Origin of the sequence: Mycobacterium sp. NPDC006124 (assembly GCF_040614235.1) — a bacterium.
GTDB lineage: Bacteria > Actinomycetota > Actinomycetes > Mycobacteriales > Mycobacteriaceae > Mycobacterium.
Genome location: NZ_JBEXUA010000005.1, coordinates 132,552 through 154,046 on the forward strand (window position 1 = coordinate 132,552; position 21,495 = coordinate 154,046).

At 68.1% G+C, this 21,495-nt stretch carries 15 protein-coding genes and 1 pseudogene; 8 read left to right on the forward strand and 8 right to left on the reverse strand.

All coding sequences use genetic code 11. From position 1 onward, the window contains the following. Positions 1-18: 18 nt before the first annotated feature. Genes ABZ195_RS12690 through treZ form a run of 4 tightly spaced genes read left to right on the forward strand, consistent with a single transcriptional unit; the run spans position 19 to position 8,351 of the window. Complete coding sequence (locus tag ABZ195_RS12690) at positions 19-2,229, forward strand: acyltransferase family protein (RefSeq protein WP_355218091.1); 2,211 nt, start codon at positions 19-21, stop codon at positions 2,227-2,229. Between the two features lie 2 nt (positions 2,230-2,231). Next, positions 2,232-4,361: a glycogen debranching protein GlgX gene (glgX, locus tag ABZ195_RS12695; protein ID WP_355218093.1), complete on the forward strand. Its 2,130-nt coding sequence runs from the start codon at positions 2,232-2,234 to the stop codon at positions 4,359-4,361. 5 nt (positions 4,362-4,366) lie between these two features. Further along, positions 4,367-6,625, forward strand: a complete 2,259-nt coding sequence (gene treY, locus ABZ195_RS12700) for a malto-oligosyltrehalose synthase (protein ID WP_355218095.1) — start codon at positions 4,367-4,369, stop codon at positions 6,623-6,625. After that, positions 6,618-8,351 carry a malto-oligosyltrehalose trehalohydrolase gene (gene treZ / locus ABZ195_RS12705; protein WP_355218097.1) on the forward strand — a complete coding sequence of 578 codons (1,734 nt, stop codon included), beginning with the start codon at positions 6,618-6,620 and terminating at the stop codon, positions 8,349-8,351. Before treY ends, treZ begins: the two co-directional genes overlap by 8 nt. 4 nt (positions 8,352-8,355) lie before the next feature. Here treZ and ABZ195_RS12710 read toward each other — a convergent pair whose 3' ends face one another. Continuing rightward, positions 8,356-9,591 carry a hypothetical protein gene (locus ABZ195_RS12710; protein WP_355218099.1) on the reverse strand — a complete coding sequence of 412 codons (1,236 nt, stop codon included), beginning with the start codon at positions 9,589-9,591 and terminating at the stop codon, positions 8,356-8,358. Positions 9,592-9,666: 75 nt separating this feature from the next. On the opposite strand from ABZ195_RS12710, the gene ABZ195_RS12715 reads away from it, so the two are divergent. Together ABZ195_RS12715 and ABZ195_RS12720 are read left to right on the forward strand one after the other, a co-directional pair. Next, positions 9,667-10,974: a glycosyltransferase gene (locus ABZ195_RS12715; RefSeq protein WP_355218101.1), complete on the forward strand. Its 1,308-nt coding sequence runs from the start codon at positions 9,667-9,669 to the stop codon at positions 10,972-10,974. Between the two features lie 43 nt (positions 10,975-11,017). Then, the gene (locus tag ABZ195_RS12720; RefSeq protein WP_355218103.1) at positions 11,018-11,740 is read left to right on the forward strand and encodes a GAP family protein; all 723 of its coding nucleotides are present in this window, start codon (positions 11,018-11,020) and stop codon (positions 11,738-11,740) included. 22 nt (positions 11,741-11,762) lie between these two features. Here ABZ195_RS12720 and ilvA read toward each other — a convergent pair whose 3' ends face one another. After that, the gene (gene ilvA / locus ABZ195_RS12725) at positions 11,763-13,058 is read right to left on the reverse strand and encodes a threonine ammonia-lyase IlvA (RefSeq protein ID WP_355218105.1); all 1,296 of its coding nucleotides are present in this window, start codon (positions 13,056-13,058) and stop codon (positions 11,763-11,765) included. A gap of 110 nt (positions 13,059-13,168) precedes the next feature. Between ilvA and ABZ195_RS12730 the strand changes: the two genes are divergently transcribed. Then, positions 13,169-13,375, forward strand: a complete 207-nt coding sequence (locus ABZ195_RS12730; protein WP_355218107.1) for a hypothetical protein — start codon at positions 13,169-13,171, stop codon at positions 13,373-13,375. Here ABZ195_RS12730 and ABZ195_RS12735 read toward each other — a convergent pair. Further along, the gene (locus tag ABZ195_RS12735; protein WP_355218109.1) at positions 13,372-13,758 is read right to left on the reverse strand and encodes an SRPBCC family protein; all 387 of its coding nucleotides are present in this window, start codon (positions 13,756-13,758) and stop codon (positions 13,372-13,374) included. The genes ABZ195_RS12730 and ABZ195_RS12735 overlap by 4 nt on opposite strands. A 29-nt stretch (positions 13,759-13,787) precedes the next feature. Here ABZ195_RS12735 and ABZ195_RS12740 point away from each other — a divergent pair, with 29 nt between their 5' ends. After that, positions 13,788-14,540, forward strand: a complete 753-nt coding sequence (locus ABZ195_RS12740) for a hypothetical protein (protein WP_355218111.1) — start codon at positions 13,788-13,790, stop codon at positions 14,538-14,540. Here the strand turns inward: ABZ195_RS12740 and dnaE are convergent. From dnaE to lspA, 5 genes and pseudogenes are all read right to left on the reverse strand, one after another. After that, positions 14,537-18,070 (reverse strand): DNA polymerase III subunit alpha, encoded by a 3,534-nt coding sequence (dnaE, locus tag ABZ195_RS12745; protein WP_355218113.1) that lies wholly within the window; start codon positions 18,068-18,070, stop codon positions 14,537-14,539. The two genes, ABZ195_RS12740 and dnaE, sit on opposite strands and share 4 nt — an antisense overlap. A 12-nt stretch (positions 18,071-18,082) precedes the next feature. Further along, positions 18,083-18,778: a TetR/AcrR family transcriptional regulator gene (locus tag ABZ195_RS12750; RefSeq protein WP_355218115.1), complete on the reverse strand. Its 696-nt coding sequence runs from the start codon at positions 18,776-18,778 to the stop codon at positions 18,083-18,085. Between the two features lie 130 nt (positions 18,779-18,908). Beyond that, positions 18,909-19,773, reverse strand: a pseudogene (rarD, locus tag ABZ195_RS12755) (EamA family transporter RarD). A 38-nt stretch (positions 19,774-19,811) separates the two neighbouring features. Further along, on the reverse strand, positions 19,812-20,741 hold the full coding sequence (locus ABZ195_RS12760) for an RluA family pseudouridine synthase (RefSeq protein WP_355218117.1): 930 nt from the start codon (positions 20,739-20,741) through the stop codon (positions 19,812-19,814). Next, entirely contained in the window at positions 20,741-21,379 is a 639-nt protein-coding gene (gene lspA / locus ABZ195_RS12765; protein WP_355218540.1) for a signal peptidase II, read from the reverse strand. The genes ABZ195_RS12760 and lspA overlap by 1 nt, the downstream gene beginning before the upstream one ends. Between the last annotated feature and the right edge of the window lie 116 nt (positions 21,380-21,495).

Sequence of the window (21,495 nt, forward strand, 5' to 3'; positions counted from 1 at the left end):
GTAGATTGACCGACGACCATGTTGACCCTCTCTCCTGTCCGGACCGCGCCCGCCACCGGTTCCGGTGCCACCGGGCGCGCCGACGAGCCCGCCGTGCCGGGCGGCCCCCCCTCGAAGTCCGCCGGCTTCTACCGGTACGACCTCGACGGGCTCCGCGGCATCGCCATCGCACTCGTCGCGGTGTTCCACGTCTGGTTCGGCCGGGTGTCGGGCGGCGTGGACGTGTTCCTCGCCCTGTCCGGCTTCTTCTTCGGCGGGCGACTCCTGCGCACCGCGCTCACCCCCGGCTCGTCGCTGTCGCCCGTGCCGGAGATCAAACGGCTGATCCGCCGACTGCTGCCCGCGCTGGTCGTGGTGCTGGCTGCCTCGGCGGTGCTGACCATCCTGATTCAGCCCGAGACCCGGTGGGAGACCTTCGCCGACCAAAGCCTCGCCAGCCTCGGCTACTACCAGAACTGGGAGCTGGCCAACACGGCGTCGAACTACCTCCGCGCCGGCGAGGCGGTCAGCCCGCTGCAGCACCTGTGGTCGATGTCGGTCCAGGGTCAGTTCTACATCGCGTTCCTCGCGCTGGTGTTCGGGTTCGCCGTGGCATTCCGACGTCTGCTGCGCTCCTACACCAGGATCGCGCTCATCGTGCTGCTCGCCGCGCTGACCGTCGCCTCGTTCGTCTACGCGATCGGCGCCCACGACGCCGACCAGTCGACGGCCTACTACAACAGCTTCGCCAGGGGCTGGGAGTTGTTGCTCGGAGCCCTCGTCGGGGCCTTGGTGCCGTACGTGAAGTGGCCGATGTGGCTGCGCTCCACGGTCGCGGTCGTCGCTTTGGCCGCGGTGCTGTCCTGCGGCGCCCTGATCGACGGTGTCAAGGAGTTCCCGGGTCCGTGGGCGCTGGTCCCGGTCGGCGCCACGATCCTGTTCATCCTCAGTGGGGCCAACCGCATGGCCGACCCGCATCTGGCGGCCGTCGACGGCCGGCTACCCGCAGTCAGCCGCCTGCTCGCGACGCGGCCCTTCGTCTCGCTCGGTTCGATGGCCTACTCGCTCTACCTCTGGCATTGGCCGCTGCTGATCTTCTGGCTCGCCTACACCGGCGACACCCACGCCGACTTCCTCGACGGAGCGATCGTCTTGCTGGTGTCCGGCGTGCTGGCCTGGCTGACGATGCGCTTCGTCGAGGAACCGCTGCGGCTACGCGCCTCGGCCGCCGCCGCCAAGCCCAAGCCGGTCGCGGCGGTGACACCGCTGCGCACCCGACTTCGGCGACCGACCATCGTGCTCGGATCCATCGTGACCCTGCTCGCCGTCGCGCTCACGGCCACGTCCTTCACCTGGCGCGAACACATGACCATTCAGCGCGCGAACGGCAAGGAACTCGCGGGCCTCTCGGCGCGGGACTATCCGGGCGCACGGGCCCTGGTCGACGGCGCCCGGGTGCCCAAGCTGCCGATGCGTCCCACCGTCCTGGAGGCCAAGGACGACCTGCCCATCTCAACCCTCCAGGGGTGCATCAGCGACTTCGGCAACGTCGACGTCATCAACTGCACCTACGGTGACCCCAACGCCCCCAGGACGATCGCCGTGGCCGGTGGCTCGCACGCCGAGCACTGGATCACCGCTCTCGATCTCCTGGGCCGCATGCACCACTTCAAGGTGGTCACGTATCTGAAGATGGGTTGTCCGTTGACCACCGAGGAGAATCCGCTCGTGATGGGTGACAACCGCGCCTATCCGAACTGTCGCGAGTGGAACCAGAAGGTGATGCCGAGGCTGATCTCCGATCACCCCGACTACGTCTTCACCACCTCCACCCGGCCGTGGAACATCAAGGACGGCGACGTGATGCCGAGCTTCTACCTCGGCATCTGGAAGAAGCTGTCCGACGCCCGCATCCCCGTGCTGGCGATGCGCGACACCCCCTGGCTGGTCAAGGACGGCAAGCCGTTCTTCCCCGCCGACTGCCTGGCCGACGGCGGCGACGCCGTGTCCTGCGGCATCAAGCGCTCCGAGGTGCTCTCCGACCACAACCCGACGCTGGACTACCTCGCGCAGTTCCCGTTGCTCAAACCACTCGACATGAGCAACGCGGTCTGCCGGCAGGACCAATGCCGCGCCGTCGAGGGAAACGTGTTGGTCTACCACGACTCTCACCACATCTCGGCGACCTACATGCGCACCATGACCGGTGAACTGGGCCGTCAGATCGCCGTCGCCACCGGCTGGTGGTGACCGTGGTCTCCTCCGTATGGCCGGGAGCGGCCTATCCCCTCGGTGCCACCTACGACGGTGCGGGCACCAACTTCTCACTGTTCTCCGAGGTGGCCGAGAAGGTCGAACTGTGCCTCATCGGCAAGGACGGCACCGAGGAACGCGTCAACCTCGACGAGGTCGACGGCTACGTCTGGCACGCCTACCTGCCCGCGGTCACGCCCGGCCAGCGCTACGGCTTTCGGGTGCACGGTCCGTGGGATCCGGCCTCCGGTTTGCGCTGCGACGCCTCCAAGCTGCTGCTGGACCCCTACGGCAAGTCCTTCCACGGCGATTTCGACTTCACCCAGGCGTTGTTCTCCTACGACCTCGAGGCCGACGACCTCGCCTCCGGCGGCACGCCGCCGCGGATCGACTCCCTGGGCCACACGATGGTCAGCGTCGTCATCAACCCCTTCTTCAACTGGGGCTCCGACCGCGCGCCCAACACCCCCTACCACGAGACCGTCATCTACGAGGCCCACGTCAAGGGGATGACGCAGACCCACCCGGGCATCCCGGAGGACCAGCGCGGCACCTACGCCGGGCTGAGCCACCCGGTGATCATCGACCACCTCAAGTCGCTCAACGTGACGGCGATCGAACTGATGCCGGTGCACCAATTCATGCACGACCACCGGCTGCTCCAGCTGGGACTGCGAAACTACTGGGGCTACAACACCTTTGGCTTCTTCGCCCCGCATCACCAGTACGCCTCCAACCAAAGTGCCGGGGGCGCGGTCGCCGAGTTCAAGAACATGGTGCGGTCCTTCCACGCGGCGGGCATCGAGGTGATCCTCGACGTGGTCTACAACCACACCGCCGAGGGCAACCACCTGGGCCCGACGGTCAACTTCCGCGGCATCGACAACGCCGGTTACTACCGCCTGCTCGACGGCGACCCCCGGCTGTACAAGGACTTCACCGGCACCGGCAACAGCCTCAACGTGCGCCACCCTCACTCGCTGCAGTTGATCATGGACTCGCTGCGCTACTGGGTGCTCGACATGCACGTCGACGGCTTCCGGTTCGACCTCGCCTCGACCCTGGCCCGGGAGTTCTACGACGTCGACCGGCTCTCGGCGTTCTTCGACCTCGTCCAGCAGGATCCGGTGATCAGTCAGGTCAAGCTGATCGCCGAACCGTGGGACATCGGCGAGGGTGGTTATCAGGTCGGGAACTTCCCGGGTTTGTGGACCGAATGGAATGGGCAATATCGCGACACTGTGCGTGACTACTGGCGGGGCGAACCCGCGACACTCAACGAATTCGCCTCACGGCTGACTGGATCCTCGGATCTCTACGAGGCGACGGGCCGCCGGCCCAGCGCCAGCATCAACTTCGTCACCGCTCACGACGGCTTCACCCTGGCGGACCTGGTGTCCTACAACGAGAAGCACAACGAGGCCAACGGGGAGGACAACCGCGACGGCGAGAGTCACAACCGGTCGTGGAACTGCGGCGTCGAAGGGCCGACCGACGACCCCGCGATCCTGGAGTTGCGCGCCAAGCAGATGCGCAACGTGTTGGCCACGCTGATGGTGAGCCAGGGCACGCCCATGATCAGCCACGGCGACGAGATCGGCCGCACCCAGGGCGGCAACAACAACGTGTACTGCCAGGACTCCGAGATCGCCTGGATGGACTGGTCGCTGTGCGAGACCAACGCCGACCTGATGACCTTCGCCCGCACCGTGACCGCGCTGCGCAAGAACCACCCCGTGTTTCGGCGCCGACGGTTCTTCGACGGCAAGTTGATTCGCAGCGGTGACGAAGAGATTCGCGACATCGCCTGGCTCACCGCGGCCGGGATCCCGATGACTCCGCGAGACTGGGACTCCGGATTCCAGTGCGTCGCGGTGTTCCTCAACGGCGAGGCCATCCCCGCGCCGAACGCCCGCGGTGAGCGGGTGGTCGACGACTCCTTCCTGCTCTGCTTCAACGCCCACTCCGACCCCGTCGAATTCGTCGCGGCGGAAGGCGACTACGCCGCGGAATGGACCGCGGAAGTCGACTCGGCGACACCCACCGGAACCAGCGATCTGGTGGTGAAGGCCGGCGAGACGTTCACCGTGGCGGCCCGCTCCATCATCGCCCTGCGAAAGACGGCCTGACACCCATGACCATCCTCTCGACCTACCGCCTGCAGATGCGTGGCGCCGCCAGCGGTGAGGCCTTCACCTTCGACGACGCGCTCGCCCAGTTGGATTACCTTGCCGATCTTGGGGTTTCACACCTCTACCTGTCGCCCATCCTCACCGCGAGCACCGGTTCGACGCACGGCTACGACGTCACCGACCCCACGACGGTCTCCGCGGAACTCGGCGGGGCCGACGGGTTGGCCCGGTTGTCGCAGGCGGTGCACGCCCGCGGCATGGGCCTCGTCGTGGACATCGTGCCCAACCACGTCGGCGTCGACGATCCCACGCAGAACGCGTGGTGGTGGGACATGCTGACCCACGGCAAGGGGTCGGCCTACGCGTCCTACTTCGACGTCGACTGGACGCTGGACCCCGACGGAAAGATCGTGCTCCCGGTGTTGGGCGACGACAAAGACCTCGACGACTTGACCGTCGACGGCGACCTTCTGCGACTCGGTGACCGCACCTGGCCCATCGCCCCGGGCACCGGCGACGGTTCGGCGGCCGAGGTCTACGATCGCCAGCACTACAAGCTGATCGGCTGGAAGCACAACGTGTGCGGCTACCGGCGGTTCTTCTCCATCACCTCGCTGGCGGCGTTGCGTCAGGAGGACAAGGCGGTCTTCGACGCCACCCACGTCGAGGTCGAACGGTGGTTCACCGAGGGGCTCGTCGATGGTCTGCGCATCGACCACCCCGACGGATTGTCCGACCCCGCAGGCTATCTCGAATGGTTGCGCGAGCTGACCGGTCCGCAGGCCTGGATCGTGATCGAGAAGATCCTCGCCCCCGACGAGGCGCTCGAGCCGTCGCTGCCCGTCGCGGGCACCACGGGGTACGACGCGTTGCGCGAGATCGGCGGCGTGCTGGTGGACCCCGCCGGCAAGGGCGACGAGGAGCCGCTGGAACCGGTGATCCGTGGGCTCAAGGTCGACACCGCGACCGGCACGCTGGCCAGCGAACTGGCCCGCGTACACCGGGCGATCGTCGCCGCGGTGGGCGCCGACCACCCCGGGATCCCCGACGCCGTCGCCGCGCTGTTGTCCCACATCGGGGTCTACCGCTCCGACTACCGCGGGCTCACCGCGATCATGCCGACCGCGCTTGCCGAAACCGCTTCTGCGGAACCGTCGTTGGCCGAACCCCTGACCTTGGTCGCCGCGGCCCTCGAGCACGTCGAGCCGGCCACCCGGATCCAGCAGCTCTGCGGTGCCGTCACCGCCAAGTCCGTCGAGGACTGCCTGTTCTACCGCGACGCGCGGCTGGTGTCCCTCAACGAGGTCGGCGGCGAACCCGAGCGGTTCGGCGTCAGCCTCGCGGAGTTCCACCACGCCACCGCGCTGCGCGCCCGGTTCTGGCCGTCGGCCATGGTGACCCTGTCGACCCACGACACCAAGCGCAGTGAGGACGTCCGAGCGCGGATCGGCGTGCTGTCGCAAGTGCATTCGCGGTGGACCGACCTGGTCGACCGGTGGGCGCGGACCACGCCCCCACCGGACCCCGACACCGGCACGTTCCTGTGGCAGATCGCCTTCGGGGTCTGGCCGGCGGACGGCCCCGTCACCGACGACCTGCGCTCGCGGCTGCACGCCTACGCGGAGAAGGCCATCCGGGAGGCTGCGCTGCACACCACGTGGAACGAGCCCGACGATGACTTCGAGAGCGCCGTGCACGCCTGGCTCGACGAGATCGTCGACGGCCCCGTCGCAGCCGAGATGTCTGGCTTGGTGGCAGAACTCGACGTCCATGCCCGCAGTGACTCGCAGGTGCAGAAGCTGCTGTCGTTGACCGTTCCCGGCATCCCCGACGTGTATCAGGGCACCGAGACGTGGGACGACAGCCTCGTCGACCCCGACAACCGGCGGGCCGTCGACTACGCGGCCCGGCGCGCGGCATTGTCTTCGGCCGGCGACCAGAAGATGCGCGTCGTCACCGCCGCCCTGCATTCGCGTGCGGAGCGCCCGGACGCGTACCTGAGCGGTGGATACCGCCCAATGCTGCCCGACGGCGCCGCCGCCCGGCATCTGATCGCCTTCCGGCGCGGCGACGACGTGCTCGTCGCCGCTCAGCGGTGGACCGTCGGCCTCGCCGGCACCGGCTGGGGCGACACCTCACTCGAACTGCCCGACGGTGAGTGGGTCGACCGCCTCACGGGCCGCTCGTTGCGCGGCCGGGTCGAGGCGACCGACCTGTTCACCGATCTTCCCGCCGTCCTGTTGGAGCGCACCCGTGCCTGATCACGAATTCGCCGTCTGGGCACCACTGCCCGAGCTCGTCGGCCTCGACGTCGACGGAACCCGCCATCGAATGACGCGGTCCGACGACGGGTGGTGGCGGGCGACCGTCGACGCGCACGTCGACGCCCGTTACGGCTTCGTCCTCGACGACGACGACACCGTCCTGCCCGATCCCCGCTCCCCGCGCCAGCCCGACGGGGTGCACGAGCGGTCCCAGCTGTGGGACCCGACGACGGTGGCGTGGACCGACTCCGGATGGTCGGGCAAGTCCATCGAAGGTGCGGTGATCTACGAACTTCACGTCGGCACGTTCACCCCCGACGGCACCTTCGACTCGGCCATCGAGAAGCTCGACTACCTCGTCGACCTCGGGGTCGACTTCGTCGAACTGATGCCCGTCAACTCGTTCAGCGGCACGCACGGCTGGGGATATGACGGCGTGCTCTGGTACAGCGTGCAGGAGAGTTACGGCGGCCCAGACGGATTGGTGCGCCTCGTCGACGCCTGCCACGCCCGCGGACTGGGCATCCTGATCGACGCCGTGTTCAACCACCTCGGGCCGTCGGGCAACTACCTGCCCAAGTACGGGCCCTACCTGACCGAGGCGAACACCGGCTGGGGGCAGGGCGTCAACGTCTCCGAGGCCGGCGCGGACGAGGTGCGCCAGTACATCCTCGACTGCGCGCTGCGCTGGATGAGGGACTTCCACGCCGACGGTCTGCGGCTCGACGCCGTGCACGCGCTGGCCGACCACACCGCCATCCACATCCTCGAGGAGATGTCGGCCGAAACCGACGCTCTGGCAGAGGTACTGGGACGCCCGCTGTCGCTGATCGCCGAGAGCGACCTCAACGACCCCCGCCTCATCACCCCGCGCGACCGCGGCGGTTACGGCATGACCGCGCAGTGGGACGACGACATCCACCACGCCATCCACACTGCGGTCTCCGGCGAGCGGCAGGGCTACTACTCCGACTTCGGCTCCCTGGAGTCGCTGGCGAACACGTTGAAGCACGGCTACTTTCACGCCGGGACGTACTCGTCGTTCCGCCATCGCCGGCACGGTCGGCCGTTGGACACCGCGACCATCCCCGCCACCCGATTGCTGGCCTACACCTCCGACCACGACCAGGTGGGCAACCGCGCCGTCGGCGACCGGCCTTCACAGAACCTGACATTCGGCCAACTGGCCGTCAAGGCTGCCCTGGTGCTGACCTCGCCCTACACGGCGATGCTCTTCATGGGCGAGGAATGGGCGTCCTCCAGCCCCTTCCAGTTCTTCACCTCGCACCCCGAACCGGAGCTCGCCCGGGCCACCGCCGAGGGCCGCAAGGCGGAGTTCGCCGCGCACGGCTGGGACGCCGACGAGATCCCCGATCCGCAGGACATCGAGACCTTCCAGCGGTCCAAGCTGAAGTGGGACGAGGTGGACTCCGGTGACCACGCGCGGCTGCTGCAGCTGTACCGCGCGCTGATCGAACTGCGCCACCGGGAGCCCGACCTGGCCGACCCGTGGCTCGACCACATGCGCGTCGACTACGACGAGGAGCAGCGATGGATCGCGTTGCACCGCGGTGCGTTCGCCATCGTGTGCAACCTCGGCGACGACGCGGTCACCGTGCCGGTCGGCGGCGAGGTGGTGCTAGCCTCGGCCGACGCAGAAGTCGGACAGTCCACGACGCTGCCGAAGCAGTCGTTCGTCGTCGTGCGGACGGCCGCGTCCTAGCCCCTCACATCGGGGTCGGCGCACCAAAGACCGGAATGACCCCGACGGGGAGAAGTGCCAGCAGGATCCCGGCCACGGTGACGATGGTGACCGACCGACGGGTCGGCGGTTCGTCGAGTTCGGGTTGGCGAGTCGCGTAGAGCACGAACACGATTCCGAGGTCATAGGCGATGGTGGTCCACCAGCGGATCCAGTCCACCCCGGTGAGGAAGACCGGCAAGAACAGCGCCAGTCCGAGGAGCACCGCCACTCTCCGAGTCAGCAGTGCGTCCCGGAAGCGTCGGATCGGCACTCCCGACGCCTGCGCGATGAGGTACATCGCGCCGGCGAAGACCGCCATTCCGAAGAGCGTCGAGCCGGCCAGCGCCAGCGGGCCGATACCGATCACGAAACGCAGAGCGTCGCCGAAGCCTTGGTCGAACAGCGGCAGGATGGCGCGGCACATCCAGTCGTGGTAGTCGACGTCGTAGCGGACTCCCTGGAGGATCTGGGCGGGAGTGAGGTGACCTGCGATGGGGTGGTTCATCGGTCCGTGCGGTACCGATCGGCACAGCGCCTGCGAGATTCCTCGTTCCCCGAACATCGTCACGGCCAACGCGGTCGCGAGGCCGGGCCCCACACTGAGCGCCGCACACGACCGGAAGGCGCCGGCGCCGAGCCCGGGTGCGAGCACGGCGAGCGCCGCGACTGCCCCCAGCCCGAAGAGGAATGGCGTGGCCTCGTGCGCCAGGGTCAACACCGCCAGCACCGCGCCGTGGGCCGCGCTGAGGGTGACTGTTCCCCGGCGACTGGTGACCGCTGTCAGCGACACCGCGAACGCGGCAAGTGCTGCGGCGCCCAGCAAATCGGTGCGCGCGGAGAACAGGCCGAAGGCAAATCCGAACGGCAAGACCGGAATCAGCAACGCCAAGAGCAGCTTTCGCTCCGAACGTGGACTGCGGCGCAGCACCGACCACATCAGCAGGGCGAGGCCGAGGCTGTACGCCGCCGTCAGAATCCACCGCAAGACACGCAGCGCGTCGAAGTAGTCCTGGCGCGGGAACCACGTCACGATCTCGCCGGCGAGCCCGCGTCGGACGAAGCCATGGGAGTAGTCGACCGAGAAGTACGAATAGAAGTAGCCGTCCGGAATGAGGCGCATCGCGATGGCGACCAAGATGGTCATCCACACCACCAGCAGCAGCGCGAACGTCACGTGGCGGCGACGGCTGGGGCCGGCGCTGACTGCGGTGCTCGACAACTGGCCCCCGACTCTCGGCGTGTGCGGCCCGTGCTCGTCGCCGCGGTTCGCCGCACGAGTATAGGGTCTGTCGACGTGAGCGCTGAACCGGCAGAGTCCTGGCCGCGCTCGAAGATCGTGGTCGCCATCCACGGCACCCGGGGTGACGTGGAGCCGTGTGCAGCCCTGGCTCTGGAACTACGGCGCCGTGGACACGACGTGTCGACGGCGGTCCCGCCGAACCTGGTGGGCTTCGTCGAATCCGTCGGTCTGCGTGCGACGAGTTACGGCCCCGACTCTCAGCAGCAACTCCGGGGCGACGTGTTCGAACGCCCGGATGCCCTCACCGCCGCGACGCCGTCGGATTGGCTGCGGCTGGGCAACCCACTCAACGCGCTGCGCAAGGCCCGCGCCGCCGCCACCTGCGGCTGGGAGGAGATGAGCCACACGCTGTCCTCGCTCGCCGCGGGCGCTGACCTGGTCGTCACCGGCACGGCGTATCAAGAGATCGCGGGCAACGTCTCCGAAGCCCTCGGCATCCCCTTGGCCGAAGTGCACTACTTCCCGGTCCGTGCCAACACCTCCGTCCTGCCGATTCGGCTACCGGCGAGGGTGGTCCGCGGCGCGTATGCCGCTGGTGAGTGGATGCACTGGCAGCTGCTCAGACCCGCCGAGAGCCGGCAGCGACGGACTCTGGGACTACCGTCGGCGACCACTCGGCCGGTGGCACGCATCGTGGGCCGCGGCAGCGTAGAGCTCCAGGCCTACGATCCGGTCTTCTTTCCCGCGTTGGCGCAGGAATGGAGCGCCCGGCGCCGGCCCGTCATCGGGTCGATGACGTTGCAACTCCCCACCGCGGTCGACGACGACGTGGAGTCCTGGATCGCATCGGGTCCGGATCCCGTCTACTTCGGTTTCGGCAGCATGCCCGTGGACGACTTCACGGCCACGTCGGCCCTCATCCGCGAGGTGTGTGCCACGCTCGGCACGCGAGCACTGATCTGTGCGGGATCGTCGGCGTCCGACGACGTCACCGCCGACACAGACGCCGTCAAGATCGTCACGGCCGTCAATCACGCCGCGGTGTTTCCGCGGTGCCGAGCCGTCGTCCACCATGGCGGAGCAGGCACGACGGCTGCCGGGCTGCGCGCCGGCGTTCCCACCCTGGTGTTGTGGGTGGCCGCCGAACAGCCGCTGTGGGGCAAGCAGGTCGAACGCCTCGGCGTCGGCACGTACCGTCGCTTGTCGGTCACCACCGCCGAGACGTTGCTCGCCGACCTGCGAGTGGTGTTGGCCCACGGGACCTCTGAGCGCGCACGTGCACTCGCCGAGCAGATGACCCGGCCGTCGGACAGTGTCGCGACCGCCGCGGATCTGCTCGAGGGCGTGGCGCGCGGCGGCTGACACGAGTTGCTAACCCGGAGCAGGAGACGGTACGTTCCCGCTCGTGTGGACGACGGTGATTCTGCTCGGCCTCACGGTGAGCATCGAGCCCACCCGCCTCGGTTTGATCGCACTGCTTCTCACCAGGCCGCGTCCGATCCGGCACCTGATCGTGTTTCAGCTCACCGGTCTGACGATAAGTCTCACTGTGGGTTTCACCGTCTTGTTCGTGTTCCACCACAGCTTCTTCGGCAAGAGCAACATCAGTCCGGCACCGCTGCAGATCGCGTTCGGAGTGGTGCTGCTTCTCCTGGCCGCCGTGCTCGCGTCCAACATCTCCTTGGATCGGTTCTCGCGGCAGAAGGTTCCGCAGACCGGCGGTGCGGACGACCCGGCCGCCCCCGACGCTGCGCCCCGCCCGACGAGTCGTCGAGCGCACCTGCTGCGCCGGGTCCGGCGGTTCCTCAAGGGTGAGTCCTCCGCGCTGTCGGCCTCCATCGGCGCGGCGACCGCGATGCCGAGCATCGACTACTTCGTCCTGCTGGCCATCATCATCGCCTCCAAGGCGCCGGCGCTGGAGCAGGCCTTGGCGCTGCTGACCTTCCTCCTGCTCGCCGGCGCCGGCGCGTCGATTCCGCTCCTGAGCTTCATCGTGGCGCCGGCGAAGACCCGCATCTGGGTGCAGAACCTGAGCACCTGGATTCGCCGGCGCACGCGCAAGCAAGCAGGCATGTTCGTCGGCGTCGTCGGCGCCCTCTTGATCGCGATCGGCGTCAGCAGCTTGTGAGCTCGGCCCGAGCGCGGACGGCTCAGGTCAGGTAGCGGTAGGCCGGGGAGCCGGGTTCGAGCGCTTCGACGTGCATCTCGGAGCGCCGCATCCGCTCCATCAGGCCGTCGAAACCGGCTGCGGAGCCGAGCTCGACTCCGACGAGTGCCTCACCGGTCTCGCGGTTGTTGCGCTTGACGTACTCGAAGAGGGTGACGTCGTCGCCGGGACCGAGCACCTCGTCGAGGAACCGTCGTAGCGCGCCGGGCTCCTGCGGAAAGTCCACCAGGAAGTAGTGCTTCAGCCCGAGGTGCACCAGGGACCGCTCGAGCACCTCGTTGTACCGCGACACGTCGTTGTTGCCACCGGAGATCAGACACACCACGGTCGAGCCCGGTTCGACGGTGCCCTCGGTGCACGCCTCCATGAGCGCCGCCACCGACAGGGCACCCGCGGGTTCGGCGATGATGCCCTCGTTCTGATAGAGGTCAAGCATCGCGGTGCACACCGCGCCCTCGTCGACCGACGTCAGCGAGACCATGTCCCCGGCCGCCGACAGCACGGCGAAGGGCAGCGCACCGGCGCGGGCTACGGCGGCGCCGTCGACGAACTGGTCGACGTGCTCGAGGGTGACTGGTTCACCGGTGGCCAGGGCCGCGAGCATCGACGCGGCACCCGCGGGCTCGACGCCGAGCACCGAGGTCTTGACCGTGCGTTCGGCCAGGTAGGTGGTCATGCCGCTGATGCAGCCGCCACCGCCGACGGGCACGATGACCAGGTCGGGTTCGGCGTCGAGCTGCTGCAGGATCTCCACGGCGATCGTGCCCTGGCCCGCCATGGTGCGAAGGTCGTCGTAGGGCGGCACCAGGGTGGCGCCGGTGCGCTCCATGTCGGCGAGCGCGGCCGCGGCGGCCACGTCGAACGTGGCCCCGCCGACGATCAGCTCGATGAAGTCGCCACCGTGGTAGCGGATTCGGTCCCGCTTCTGCTTGGGGGTCTTGGCGGGCACGTACACCCGCCCGTGCACGCCCATCGACCGGCACGCCTTTGCGAAGCCCTGGGCGTGATTGCCGGCCGACGCGCAGACCACGCCCGCGGCGATCTCGGCCGGGGTCAGCTGCATCAACAGGTTGTAGGCGCCACGCAGCTTGTAGCTTCGGACCGATTGCAGGTCCTCGCGCTTGAGGTAGACCTCCAGGCCGGTGATCTGCGAGAGCCGGTCGCTGTACTGCAGCGGAGTGAGATCCACCACCGCCGAAATTCGGTGAGCGGCCTCGTCGATGTCCGAGGCGCCAAGCGGCGCGGGACGGCGAGAGGTCTGACTCAGTTCGGCGGACACCGATCAATGGTGCCACTACCCCGCCGGGCAGGGAAAACGGGTTTGACTCCGATCTGCCAGAACCAGAGTTTCGGCTACCCGAAATCTCTTTTACGAGCTATCGTGGAGACATGACCACGCCATCGGAAGTTCACATCGCGGGCGTCCCGTGGCCCGCCTACAAGGTGGCGGCCCTCGTGGTCGGTGCCCTGGTGTTCCTGGTCGTCGGCGTGCTCACCGCCAGCGCCGCACCCGCGGTGCTCAGCGGTGCGGCTGCCGCAGTCGTCGTCTGGCTGGGACAGGCGCTGATCCGGTCCTCGGACGCCTCGGACGCCTAGGCCGTCTTCTCCAGCACGTCCCGCAGGGTCGCCAAGTCCGTCGCCACGGCCGCGGCGTCGGCCGCGAACTGCTCGTCGGTCACCCCGGCGAACCGGCGCACGGTGAACACCACCTCGCAGCCCCGTCGGTCGAGGCCGGCGGGAATCACCCGCATCGGGTTGTAGAACCGCGACCCGTCGGGCAGCGTCACGACGTGATCGAGCACCCCAAATTCGTTGCGCGGGGCGAAGTCGACCTTGGCCGTGGCAAGCTGCGGGTCGGCCAGGCCGGCCGCCCAACGTGGGAGGTTGGCGGGGTCGGCGGCGAATTCGTAGACCTCGGCGGCGTCCGCGTCGATCAACTGGCTGACGTGTAGGGAATCAACAGTCGTGTCGTAGGTCATTCCTCCATCGTGGCCGACACACTGTCCTGATGGGCCCAGATGCGCACGGTGACGACCAAGCTCCGCAGGAAGTCCTCGACTTCGTGCGACGTGCCGAACACCTCGCGGGCGACGCCGGGCACCGCGTCCCGTCGTGGCTTCGTCCCGGCGACCCCGAGAGCCGCTGGCCCGTGCTCATCGCGATCCTCGCCGCCATCGCGATCCAGCACGCCATCCCGGTGCAGTACACGGTGCTACCCCGCTGGCCCCTGATCGGCATGGAACTGCTGTTGGTCCTAGTGACGGTCGTCGTCAACCCGATGCGCATCTCCCGGCGCACCACCGTCGGTCGGTGGGCGAGCCTGATCCTGACCGCCGCCGTCACCGTCGACAACACCGCCTCGGCGGTGGTGCTGGCCAAGCGGATCCTCAGCGGCGAGGTCAGCAACGACGCGGCCGTGCTGCTCGGCGGCGGCGCGGCGATCTTCGTCACCAACGTCATCGCCTTCGGCCTCTGGTTCTGGGAACTGGACCGCGGCGGGCCGTTCGCGCGGCGTTCCGGCGAGCAGCCCTACCCCGACTTCCTGTTCCCGCAGATGACCGATCCGAGCAAGGCGAAGCCGGACTGGCGACCCACCTTCGTCGACTACCTGTACGTCAGCTTCACCAACGTGGTGGCGTTCTCCCCCACCGACACGATGCCGTTGGCGCGCTGGGCCAAGATGATGATGACGGTGCAGGCGCTGGTGTCGACGACGACGATCGCGCTCGTCATCGCCCGTGCGGTGAACGTGCTGGGTTAGCCGCCCAGGCAGCCGGGGCCGAGCAACGCCTTGAGGTCGCCCATCAACGCCGAGGACGGCGTGACGCGCAGCGCCTGGTCCAGTTCCAGGGTGGTGATGCGGTCACCGCTGATCAACCGCAACCGCACCTGGGACGTGCCGGGGTGATTGGCCAGCACCTGCTTGAGCGCGCCGACCTTCTCGACCGTGCACTGCCGGGTCGGCAGACTGACCGCCACGGGACGGTCGGCCTGGGCGTTGGAGAAGTCGGGGACGACGAGGTCGTTGGCGATCAGCGAGAGCCGGTCGTCACGCGAGTTGACCTTGCCGCTGACGATCACGACGGTGTCGTCGGCGATCTCGGCCCCGAACGTCGAGTAGGTGTGGGGGAAGAACATCACCTCGATGCCGCCGGTGAGGTCCTCCAATTGCGCTGAGGCCCAGGGCATTCCGTTCTTGTTCACCCTCCGGTTGACCGAGGCCAGGATGCCGCCGACCCGCACCTGCGAGTCGTTGGCCACGTCGCCGTTGAGGATCGCGGGGATGTGGGTGTCCACCTGAGTCGACAGCAGGTGCGCGATGCCGTTCAGCGGATGGCCCGACACGTAGAGACCGAGCATCTCGCGTTCGAGCGCCAGCTTGTGCTTGTCCTCCCACTCCTCGTCGGGCACCTTGATCGCGAACACCGCGTCCGCTGCGGTGTCGGCGCCACCGAACAGGTCGAATTGGCCCATCGCCTCGGCCTTCTTCGTGCCCAGCACCGAGTCGACGGCGTCGGTGTGAATCAGGAACAGGCCCTTGCGGGGATGCCCGAGCGAATCGAACGCGCCGGCCTTGACCAGCGACTCCGTCACCTTCTTGTTGCACGCGGTGACGTCGATCTTGTTGAGGTAGTCCGAGAAGTCGGTGAACTTGCCCTTGTCGGTGCGCGTGGCGATCAGGGACGCCACGACGTTGGCGCCGACGTTGCGCACCGCGCCGAGGCCGAAGCGGATGTCGGTGCCCACCGAGGCGAAGTTGACCACCGATTCGTTGACGTCCGGGGGTAGCACGGTGATGCCCAGCCGACGACAGTCGGCCAGGTACACCGCCGCCTTGTCCTTGTCGTCGCCGACCGAGGTCAGCAGACCGGCCATGTACTCAGCCTGGAAGTTGGCCTTGAGGTAGGCCGTCCAGTACGACACCAGCCCGTAGCCGGCGGCGTGGGATTTGTTGAACGCGTACCCGGCGAACGGAAGGATGGTGTCCCACAAGGCCTTCACCGCGGCCTCGGAGAACCCGTTGGCGGTCATGCCCTCGCGGAAGCCCTTGTACTCGGCCTCGAGGACCTCGAGCTTCTTCTTGCCCATGGCCTTGCGCAGCGCATCGGCCTTGCCCATCGAGTAGCCGGCGACCTTCTGGGCGATGAACATGATCTGCTCTTGGTAGACGATCAGACCGTAGGTCTCCGACAAGATCTCCTTGAGCGGTTCCTCGAGCTCCGGGTGGATCGGCTTGATCGCCTGCCGGCCGTTCTTGCGGTCGGCGTAGTCGTTGTGGGCGTTCATGCCCATCGGACCGGGCCGGTACAGCGCCAGCACCGCGACGATGTCGTTGAACTCCGTGGGCTGCATGCGGCGCAAGAGATCTCGCATCGGCCCGCCGTCGAGCTGGAACACGCCCAGCGTGTCGCCCCGGCCCAGCAACTCATATGCCTTGGGATCGTCGAGTTCCAGCGCCTCCAGGTCGAGGTCGACGCCACGGTTGGCCTTGATGTTCTCGATGCAGTCCCCGATGATCGTCAGGTTCCGCAGGCCCAGGAAGTCCATCTTGAGCAGGCCGATGGCCTCGCACGACGGATAGTCCCAGCCGCTGATGACGGCGCCGTCCTGCGGACGCCGCCACAGCGGAATCGCCTCGATCAGCGGTTCGGAGCTCATGATCACCGCGCACGCATGCACGCCGGCGTTGCGGACCAAGCCCTCCAGACCGCGGGCCGTCTCGTAGATCGCCCGCACGTCGGGATCGGTGTCGAGCAGAGCGCGGACCTCCGCGGCCTCCTTGTACCGCTCGTGGGTCGGGTCGGTGATGCCCGAGAGCGGGATGTCCTTGGCCATGATCGGCGGCGGTAGCGCCTTGGTGATCCGGTCGGCGATGGCGAAGCCGGGCTGGCCGTAGTTGACGCGGGCCGAGTCCTTCAGGGCCGCCTTCGTCTTGATGGTGCCGAACGTGATGACCTGGGCCACCCGGTCGCTGCCCCACCTGTTGGCCGCATACCGCAGCATCTCGCCGCGACGGCGGTCGTCGAAGTCGATGTCGATGTCGGGGGCCGACGGGCGTTCGGGGTTGAGGAACCGCTCGAACAGCAGGCCGTGTGGAATGGGGTCGATGTTCGTGATGCCCATCGCGTAGGCCACCAGCGACCCCGCCGCCGACCCACGGCCGGGACCCACCCGGATGTCTACGGACTTGGCGTAGTTGATCAGGTCGGCGACGATCAGGAAGTACGACGGAAAGCCCTTGTCGCAGATCACCTTGATCTCGAACATGGCGCGGTCGGTGTACTCCTGCGGGACCGGCGCGCCCCTGAACCGGCGCTCGAGTCCGGCGGTGACTTCGTGGGTCAGCCACGACGCCTGGTCGTGGCCCTCGGGCACCGGGAAGATCGGCATCCGGTCCTTGGGGGCCCACACGTCGGCGTAGGACTGCACGCGCTCGGCGATCAGCAGCGTGGAGTCGCAGGCCCCGGGCACCTGGTCGTCCCAGAGCGCCCGCATCTCCTCGGCGGACTTGAGGTAGTAGCCGTCGCCGTCGAACTTGAAGCGCGTCGGATCCGAGAGGGTCTTTCCGGTCTGCACGCACAGCAGCGCCTCGTGGTTGCGCGAGGCGTCCCGGGTGACGTAATGACAGTCGTTGGTGGCCAGCGGCGGGATGTTCAGCTTGCGGCCGACGTCGAGCAACCCCTCGCGGACCCGGCGCTCGATGTCGAGGCCGTGGTCCATCAACTCGAGGAAGAAGTTCTCCGGGCCGAAGATCTCGCGCCACTTGGCAGCTGCAGCCGTGGCTTCCTCATATTGACCCAGCCGCAGCCTGGTCTGCACCTCACCCGACGGGCACCCGGTGGTGGCGATGATTCCCTCGGCGTGTTCGGCGATGATCTCGGCGTCCATCCGCGACCACTTGCCGAGCTGACCCTCGAACGACGCCAACGACGACAGCTTGAACAGGTTGCGCAGGCCCGTCGCGTTCTCCGCGACCATGGTCATGTGGGTGTACGCACCGCTGCCCGAGACGTCGTCGGACTTCTGGCTGGGATCGCCCCAGAGCACGCGCTTGGTGTCGAAGCGCGAGCCGGGCGCGATGTAGGCCTCGACGCCGATGATCGGCGTGATGCCGGCGACGGTCGCGGCGTTGTAGAACTCGCTGGCGCCGAACATGTTTCCGTGGTCGGTCATGCCGATGGCGGGCATCTGCAGCCGCTCCGCCTCGGCGAACATGGGCTTGACCTTCGCCGCCCCGTCGAGCATCGAATACTCGGTGTGATTGTGCAGGTGCACGAACGACTTGCTCATAGGGCCGCCAGTCTATGGCCGCCCTCCGACGACGCTCGGCGTGTCGTCGTTCGTGTCGCACCCGGGCGCCGACATCCCTCCGCTCAACCCGTGTGACACCACGCGGTCCAGTTGCGTGGTGATCGGGAACAGGTCGGCCACGTCGTCGACGAAGCCCGCGTAGAAGACGACTCCCAGCAGCATTGCGTGCAGTACGTCGACGACCGGGGTGACGTCGACGCCGTCGGCCAATTCGCCGCGGGCGTGGGCCGCGCTCACCAGGGTGACGAGGCAATCCCGGATTCCGGCGCTCTGGTACGGGCGCAGCTCCGGGTTCCGGGCCGACTCCAGCCGGGCACTGACGATGAATGCAACCTGGGACCGATCGCGGGCGTCGGCCTGACGGACGGCCTCGACCAGAGCGGCGAACTGGGCGGCCAGCGTGGCCGGTCGCCGGGCGACCTCGACCAATTCGGCCACCACGGCGCCCGCCTCGATCACCAGGCTCTGGTAGATCTCCTCGCGGGAGGCGAAGTAGTAATGCAGGGTGGGACGGCTCAGATCCGCGGCCGCAGCGATCGCCTGGAAGGTGGTGGCCTGGTACCCGCGCTCGTTGACGACCTGCCGGGCAGACCGAAGGATGCGGTTGCGCGTCTCGGCCGAATCCGAGTTGACGGGACGGCCTCGGCGGCGGGCCACGGCGACTCGCCCATCGTCACCCTGCGTCATGTCGGCAAACCGTAGATCATTGCTGTTCGGAGGTCAACCGTCCGGTTGTTCGACTAATGAAATACCTGTTCAGGATGTCGTAGGCAACCCTTACCTCGTCCTTCGGGTGCTCCGTCCGAGGTTCGCCCGGCTACGGATTCAATGGCGATGGAGTCTGGTCACGACGCATCGAGCTCACGGTCAGCACCCCGAGCGCCACCCAGATCAACCCGAACCCGACCCACCGGCCCAGCGGCATCGGCTCATGGGCGACGAGCACGCCCCAGCCCATCTGAAGTGCCGGGTTGAGGTAGAACAGCAACCCCATCGTCACCATCGGCAGACGTTGCGCGCCCGCGGCGAACAACAGCAGCGGAATGGCCGTCACCGGTCCGGCCAGGACCAGCAGCGCGGCGGCCCGCGCCGTAGCCGGTGACGTGGCCCTGCCCGAGGATCTGCAGGGTCACCAGGTAGCCGCCGGCCAGCGGCAGGGCCAGCAGGGTCTCGACGGCGACGCTGACCCGCGGATCGGCCACCACCACCTTCTTCACCAGGCCATACAGCCCGAACGACGTGGCCAGGCCCACGGCCACGTAGGGCGGCGAGCCCACCTCGGCGGTCAACACCACCACCGCCACGACGGCCAACCCCAGCGCCACGAGCTGCCAGCGCCCGACGCGCTCGCGGAACACCACCACCCCGAGCGCCACCGTCACCAGCGGCGTCACGAAGTACCCCAGCGCCGCGTCGACGACGTGGCCGTGGGTGGCCGCCCAGATGTAGATCCCCCAGTTGACGGAGATCAACGCCGAGGCCCCCAGCAGCAGCAGCCAGGTCCGGCCCCCGAGCGTGCGCAGATCCCCGAACCGGCGGGCGACCGCGAGCACCACGCACAGGCACACCGCGCTCCACACGATGCGGTGCGCGAGCACCTCCAGCGAGCCGGCGGGCAGGAGCAGCGGAAAGAACCCCGGGCACAGACCCCACCAGACGTAGGCCCCGATTCCGGCCAACATGCCGGTGCGCCTGCGGGACTCGGCGACCGAGCCCTCGGTCACGAGTCGTGGTGCCGAAGCACGTCGAGCGCGTGTTGGAGATCGGCGGGATACGGACTGGTGATCTCGACCCGGCGGCCGTCGGCGGGATGCGAGAAGGCCAGCTGGCGTGCGTGCAACCACTGCCGTTCCAGGCCCAGCCGCTTGGCCAGGGTCGGGTCGGCACCGTAGGTGAGGTCTCCGCAGCACGGGTGATGCAACGCCGAGAAGTGGACCCGGATCTGATGCGTCCGACCAGTCTCCAAGTGCACGTCGAGGAGGCTCGCGGCCGCGAACGCCTCCACGGTGTCGTAGTGGGTGACGCTGGGCCGGCCACCCTCGCTGACGGCGAACTTCCAGTCGTTGCTGCGGTGCCTGCCGATGGGCGCGTCGATGGTTCCACTGGACGGATCGGGGTGCCCCTGGACCAGCGCGCTGTACCGCTTCTCGACCGTGCGTTCCTTGAAGGCCCGCTTGAGCACGGTGTACGCATGCTCGGAGATCGCCACCACCATCACCCCGGAGGTTCCGACGTCGAGACGCTGGACGATGCCCTTGCGTTCCGGCACCCCGGAGGTGGTGATCCGGAAGCCCGCGGCGGCCAGCCCACCGAGCACGGTGGGGCCCGTCCACCCGACCGACGCGTGGGCGGCGACTCCGGCCGGCTTGTCGACGGCGACGATGTCGTCGTCGGCGTAGAGGATGTCCATCCCCTCGATGTTGACCGGCGGATTGTCAAGGGGCGCAGCCGGTTCGGGCAATCGCACTTCGAGCCACGCGCCGGCGACCAGGCGGTCGGACTTGCCCACCGGGGTGCCGTCGAGATCGACGCCACCGTCCTCGGCCAGCGTCGCGGCGACCGTCCTGGACAACCCGAGGAGCCGCGCCAAGCCGGCGTCCACGCGCATGCCCGCGAGTCCCTCGGGCACCGGCATGGACCGGGTCGTCATCAGTCCCTCTCGGTATCGGCTTCGGTCACCGGGGCGGCGGTGGTCGCGGGGGCGTCCGGCTGGCGCCTCCCCTCGTCATCGGATGCTCGGTCCGGCTGGCGCCTCCCCTCGTCATCGGATGCTCGGTCCGGCTGGCGCCTCCCCTCGTCATCGGATGGTCGGTCCGGCTGGCGCCTCCCCTCGGTATCGAAGTCGAAGCCGAACACCGACAGCGCGACCAACAGGATCGCCCCACCCACCACCGCCGGGTCGGCGACGTTGAACACCGGCCACCAGCCGATCGACAGGAAGTCCACGACGTGGCCGCGCAGCGGTCCCGGGGACCGGAAGAACCGGTCGACGAGGTTGCCCAGCGCACCGCCGAGGATCATTCCGAGGCCCAGGGCCCACCACGGGGACACCAGACGCCGGCCCATCCAGACGATGCCGACGACGACGGCACACGCAACCAGCGTCAACACCCAGGTGTAGCTGGTGCCCATCGAGAACGCGGCCCCCGAGTTGCGCACCAGCGTCCACGTCACGGTGTCACCGATGATCGACACCGGCTGCTGGGGCGTCAGCAACCTGACGGCCAGCACCTTGGTCACCACGTCCAGGAGCAGCACGACGGAGGCGACCGAGAGCAACAGGCGCAGGCGCCGCCGCCGGGGCGGTGCGGCGGTGTCGTCGCCCGCGGTCGCGGACTCCGTCGATCCCGTTGATTCGTCAGTCACTCGCCCATCATCCCAAAGGACCCATGGTGAACAATCGC